Genomic DNA, 6,224 nt, shown 5'->3' with positions numbered 1-6,224 from the left:
CGACGTCACCCCCAACCGCTCCACCTGCGCCGCCAGCAGACTCGCCAACCCCGCATGAGTAACCGCCACACCCTTGGGACGACCGGTGGACCCAGACGTGTAAATGACATACGCGGTGTTGCCCACCGACACCGAACCCAGCCGGTCCGCATCCACCAGGTGGGACGAGCGGGCCTCGGCCAGCCTTTCGGCGGTGTGCGGGTCATCGAGGCACAGCAGTGGAATCGCCGACTGCGGCAGCTCACTGGCTGTCGTCGCGTCCGCGACCATCAGACAGGCCCCGGAGTCCTCCACCATGAACCCGATCCGGTCGGCCGGGTAGGCCGGGTCCACCGGAAGATACGCGCCGCCGGCCTTCATCACCGCCAATACCGCCACCACCCACTCCGGCGACCTCGGCAGCGCCACCCCCACCACCGACTCGGGCCCCACACCACGGCCCACCAACACCCGCGCCAACCGGTTCGCCCGCCCGTCCAGCTCCCCGTACGACACCGACTCCCCACCACACACCAACGCAACCGACCCAGACCGCACCGCCACCTGACGCTCGAACAGCCCGGGGATCGTCCCGACCCGCACCGGGGCCGCCGTGTCGTTCACCTCCGACAGCAGCCAGTCGCGCTCCTCCGGGGCGAGCACGTCCACCGCGGCCACCGGCAGGCCCGGCTCCGTCAGCACCTGCCGCAGCACCCTGAGGAACCGCTCCCCCAGCGCCTCGACCGTTGTGCGGTCGAACAGGTCCGTGGCGAATTCGAGCTGGCAGAGCATTCCCGGCCCGTCCGGGTCGTGGGCGAAACTGAACTCCAGGTCGAACTTGGCGGTCCCGGTCCTGACCCCTTCCAGCGATCCGGCCAGCCCCGGCAGATCCAGGTCGATGCGAGCCTGGCTCTGCCAGGTGAACCCCACCTGGAAGAGGGGGTGGTAGGCGGTGGAGCGCTCGGGGTTGAGCAGTTCGACCAGTCGCTCGAACGGGGCGTCCTGGTTGTTGTAGGCGGCGAGTGCCGCCTCCCGGACCCGGCCGAGCAGCTTCTCGAACGAGGGATTCCCGGACACATCGGCCCGCAGCACCCAAGTGTTGACGAAGAAGCCCACCAGGTCCGCGAGGGCCTCGTCGGTGCGGCCCGCGATGGAGCAGCCGAGCGTGATGTCCTCGCCGCTGCCCAGCCGGTGCAGCAGGACCGCCAGGGCCGACTGGAGCACCATGGACACGGTCGCGTGGTGCGTACGGGCCAGCTCCTCCAGCGCGTCGCGCAGGGCGGGCTCGATCGGCAACTCGACCATGTCGCCGTTGCGGCTTGCGATGGGCGGGCGGGGGCGGTCGGTGGGCAGGGGAAGGGGCTGGACCACTCCGGCCAGCGCCTGACGCCAGTACCCGAACTGCTGAGCCGCCACGCTCGCCGGATCGCTCTCGTCACCCAGCACTTCCCGCTGCCACAACGTGTAGTCCCCGTACTGCACCGGCAGCTCCGACCACCCCGGCGCCCGCCCTGCCACCCTCGCCCGATACGCCTCCGACAGATCCCGCACCAACGGCGCCATCGACTCCCCGTCCACCGCGATGTGATGGATCAGCAACACCAGCACATGCTCACGCGCCCCGCACCGGAACACCGAGGCACGCAACGGAATCTCCGCCGCCAGATCGAAGGCATACCGCACCGCCCCCGCCACCGCACCCTCAAGCTCCTCCGGCCCCGCCTCCACCACCGGAACCCGCACCTCCACCTCCTCCAACGGCACCACCCGCTGGAACGGCACACCCCCCTCATCCTCGACAACCACCGTCCGCAAACTCTCGTGCCGACCCACCACATCCCGCACAGCCAACCCCAACGCACCCACATCCAGCCCACCCCTCAACCGCACCCGGAAGGGGACGTTGTAGGTCGCCGACGGCCCCTCGAAACGGTGAACGAACCACATCCGGCGCTGCGCATAAGACAAGGGAATCATCTGGCGTCTACTCCTTAACCTTCATCCTGCGCAGGCGGGGCCTGCTGGTTTTGCTGAAGTCGTCCAGTTCGCGGTCGAGTTCCGCGACGCTGGGGAATGCCAATATCGTTCCGACGGGCACATCAAGACCGAGTGCGGCGCGAATGCGGCCCATCAGCTGAGTGGCAAGCAGGGAATGCCCGCCGCATGCGAAGAAATTGTCGTCGATTCCGACTCTTTCGAGCCCGAGGACCTCGGCGTACACCCGGCAGAGCACCTCTTCCCGGGACGACCGGGGAGGCCGGTAATCGCTTTCCGTGAATGCGGGTGCGGGCAGTGCCTTCCGGTCCAGCTTTCCGTTCGGCGTCAGCGGCAGCCGGTCGATCACCACGAACGCCGACGGCACCATGAAGTCCGGCAGGCGCCGCGCCAGGTCGCCGCGCAGCGCGTCGAGGGACACCGCGTCCGGCTCGGCGGGCACCACATAGCCCACCAGCCGCTTGGTGTTGCCCGCGTCATGGGTGTCCTGGGCGATCACGGCTGCCTGTGCCACCGCCGGATGCGACGCCAGCGTCGCCTCGACCTCGCCCGGCTCGATCCGGAAGCCACGGATCTTGACCTGGCTGTCGCTCCGGCCCAGATATTCGATGCGGCCGGAGGCATTCCAGCGCACCAGGTCCCCGGTGCGGTACATCCGCTCGCCCGGCTGCCCGAACGGGCAGGCGACGAAGCGCTCGGCCGTGAGGCCCGCCCGGCGCACATATCCCCGCGCGAGCCCCGAACCCGCCAAATACAGCTCACCGGCGACGCCCTGTGGCACGGGGCGCAACGCTCCGTCGAGCACGTAGGCGCACATGTTGTCCAACGGGAGTCCGATCGGAACGTCGTCGCCCACCCCCTCCTGCGCCGACATCGGATGCCCGGTGGCGTAAACCGTCGTCTCCGTGGGGCCGTACGCATGGACGAAGGCCGTGTCCGGACAGGTCTCCAGCGCTCGCTGAAACGACGACGGGGTGACGCGCTCGCCGCCCGTCCACACCTCCCGGAGCCCCGCCAGGCAGCGGGCGTCCTCCCGCACCAGGAGGTTGAACAGCGCGGTGGTCAGAAAAACCGAGGTCAGTCCGCGCTCGGCGACCTGCGCCGCGAGCGCGCCGGGGTCCAGGGCCCCGGGCGGGGCCACCACGACCTGTCCGCCGCCCAGCAGCGGAGCCCACAATTCCCAGACGGAGGCGTCGAACATGAGCGGCGAGTGCAGCAGCACCCGTTCCTGGGCGCCGGTGCGCCACCGCCTGTCCAGGGCCAGATCCACGACGGCCCGGTGGGGGATGCCCACGCCTTTCGGCACACCGGTCGAACCCGAGGTGTAGATCACGTAAGCGAGCTGCTCAGGATGGCTCGCCGGCTCCGGACCGAGCGCCGGGTCCTGCGCGCCGCCGGGCCCCGGGTCCAGCTCGTCCACCCGCACCGTGGGGCAGTACCCGTCCGGCAGCCGCGCGGCGTGCTCCGCGTCGGTGACCAGCACGACAGGCCGTGCGTCGGTCAGCAGGAAGGCGATCCGCTCGGCCGGATAGCCGGGATCCACCGGAAGATATGTGGCTCCCGCCTTCGCCACCGCGAGCAGCACCGCCACCATCCGGGCCGACCGCGGCAGCGCCACCGCCACCACCGACTCCGCCGCCACGCCGCGCTGGGCCAGCATCTGTGCGAACCGGGTGGACCGGGCGTCGAGTTCCCGGTACGTCAGGGTCTGCTCGTCGGACCACACCGCGACCGCGTCGGGCGTGGCCGCCGCCTGTCGTGCGAACAGGCCCGGGATGGTGAGATCGGGCGTGGGGACGGCGGTGTCGTTGCGTTCGCGTAGTACGTGGTCGAGTTCGGCCGCATCCAGCACATCGAGCGCGCCCACCCGGTGGCCGGGGTCCGCCGCGATCTGGCACAGGATGCGTGCGAAGCGCGCCGCGACACCCTCCGCCGCTTCCCGGTCGAACAGGTTCCGCTGGTACTGCAGCGTCAACCGCACCCGGGCGTCCGTGTCGGCCATCGCCATCACGGTCAGCGGGTAGTGCGTGGTGGTGACCAGACGGATACGCGTGGCGCTGATCCCCGCCACCTCGCCCGCCTCGGCGATACCGGCCCGGCCCACGGGGAAGGACTCGAACGCGACGTAAGTGTCGAAGAGCGGGTTCAGATCGGTCATCCGCTGAATGTCCGTCAGCGCGATGTGATGGTGGTCGAGCAGCGCGGTCTGGCGTCGCTGCAGCTCGATGAGCAGCCCGGCGAGGGAGTCGCCCGGTGCGCACCGTACCCGTACGGGCACGGTGTTGAGGAACATGCCCACCGTCGTGTCCACATCCGGCAGGGCGGGCGGTCGGCCGGAGACTGTCGCGCCGAACACCACGTCCTGCCGTCCGGTCAACTGCCCGCACAAGACACCCCAGGCGCCTTGAACGACCGTGTTCACCGTGACGCCCAGTTCCGCCGCCCGCCGGCAGAGTTCCGCCGCCTCCTGTGCGGACAGCTCGACGGGGACCTGCCCGACGCCGATACCGTCGCTGCCGGTGTCCTCCCTACCGGTGGCGGATGTGCTGGTGGCGGACGTGCCCGGGGCGGTACTGGGGGCGAGCATCGTCGGCCCGTCCAGCCCGTCGAGCTCCTGCGCCCACGCCCGTACCGACGCGTTCCGGTCCTGCTCGGACAGCCACGCCAGGAAGTCGCGGTATCCCCGCACGCGCGGTCGCGTGGACGCCTCGGCTTCGTCCGCCGCGTAGAGCCGCAGCAGGTCCTGTGTCATCAGCGGCAGCGACCAGCCGTCGAAGACCGCGTGATGGGCCGTGAGCACCAGCTCCGACCGGTCCTCGCCGAGTTTGAGCAGGGCGAGCCGCAGCAGCGGAGGCGTGGCCGGAACGAGCGGAACGCCCAGGTCGTCGGCCAGGAACCGGTCGACCGCCGCCTCCCGCTCCGGGTCACCGAGTCCGCTCAGGTCGGCTTCCCGCCAGGGCAGCCGGACGCCGTCGAGGACCAACTGGACCAGCGCGCCGGAGGTTTTGAACACGAACGCGGTACGCAGCGCGGCATGCCGGTCCAGCAGTGCCTGCCCGGCCGCGCGCAGCCGTGCCGGGTCCACCGGTCCGCTCAGATGGACCACGCACTGCACGCGATAGGGGTCGAAAGTGGACTCGTTCGACAGAGTGTGGAAGAGCAGCCCCGACTGCAGCGGTGTCAGCGGCCAGATGTCCTCAAGGCCGGGGAAGCGCCGTTCCCACTCCTCGATCTCTCCCTGCTCCACCGGCACCAGCGGCGTGTCCGAGGGCGTGATGGCGCCCGCGCCGTCCTGCCGGCCGACCGCCACGACACCGGCCAGTTCCGCCACGGTCCGGTGCTCGAAAATCTGCCGCGGGCTCACCTCGACGCCGCGCTCACGGGCCAGGGGCACGGCCCGGATCGCCTGAATGCTGTCCGCGCCGAGCGCGAAGAAGTCGTCGTCGAGGCCTATCCGGTCCAGCCCCAGCAGTTCGGCGAACGTGTCCGACAAGGCGATCTCCGCCGCCGTGCGTGGCGCCCGATAGGCGCCACGGGTGTACACCGGATCGGGCAGCTCCGCCCGGTCCACCTTCCCGCTCGCCGTCAGCGGCAGCGCCTCGATCACCTCGATCGCCGAGGGCACCATGTGGTCCGGGAGGCGCCCCGCCGCGTACCTGCCTAAGTCCGCCGCGACCAGGCCGCATGTGAGATCGATTTCGCCGTGAGGGAGGTCCTGGGCGTGGACGCCTTCCGCGGTCCTCCGCGGAACGACGTACCCCACCAGTCGCGGCCCCGCGCGGGTTTCACGGGCGACGACCACGGCGTGTGCCACTGCTGGATGGTTCTCCAGCACGGCCTCGATCTCGCCGGGCTCGATCCGGAACCCGCGGATCTTGACTTGGTCATCGGCGCGTCCTCGGAACACCAGCCGGCCGTCCGGCGTCCGGGCGACCACATCGCCGGTGCGGTACATGCGTTCGCCCGGCTCGCCGAACGGGCAGGCCACGAAGCGGGCGGCCGTGAGCCCGGACTTGCCCAGGTATCCCCGTGCCAGCCCGGGTCCGCTGACGTACAGTTCGCCGTCCTCCCCGGGCGGCACCGGCCGGAGTTCGTCGTCGAGCACATGGAGGCGGGTGTCGGTGACAGGTCCGCCGATGGACGGCACACGGCCATCCCCCACCAGGGGCGGGCTCATCGACGCGATCACGGTCGTCTCGGTCGGACCGTACGCGTTCACCATCCGCCGACCCGGGGACCAAGCCGCCACC

General features: G+C 70.5%; 2 protein-coding genes. Both read right to left on the bottom strand.

Annotation, left to right across the window (positions count from 1 at the left end; all coding sequences use genetic code 11):
- On the bottom strand, positions 1 to 1,956 hold a 1,956-nt coding region (locus PV419_RS52565; protein ID WP_319701195.1), incomplete at its 3' end, for a condensation domain-containing protein.
- A 7-nt stretch (positions 1,957 to 1,963) separates the two neighbouring features.
- On the bottom strand, positions 1,964 to 6,224 hold a 4,261-nt coding region (locus PV419_RS52560), incomplete at its 5' end, for an amino acid adenylation domain-containing protein (protein ID WP_415925576.1).

The organism is Streptomyces sp. ME19-01-6, from assembly GCF_033793745.1.
Classification (GTDB): domain Bacteria; phylum Actinomycetota; class Actinomycetes; order Streptomycetales; family Streptomycetaceae; genus Streptomyces.
This window is presented reverse-complemented; position numbering and strand designations above follow the sequence as displayed.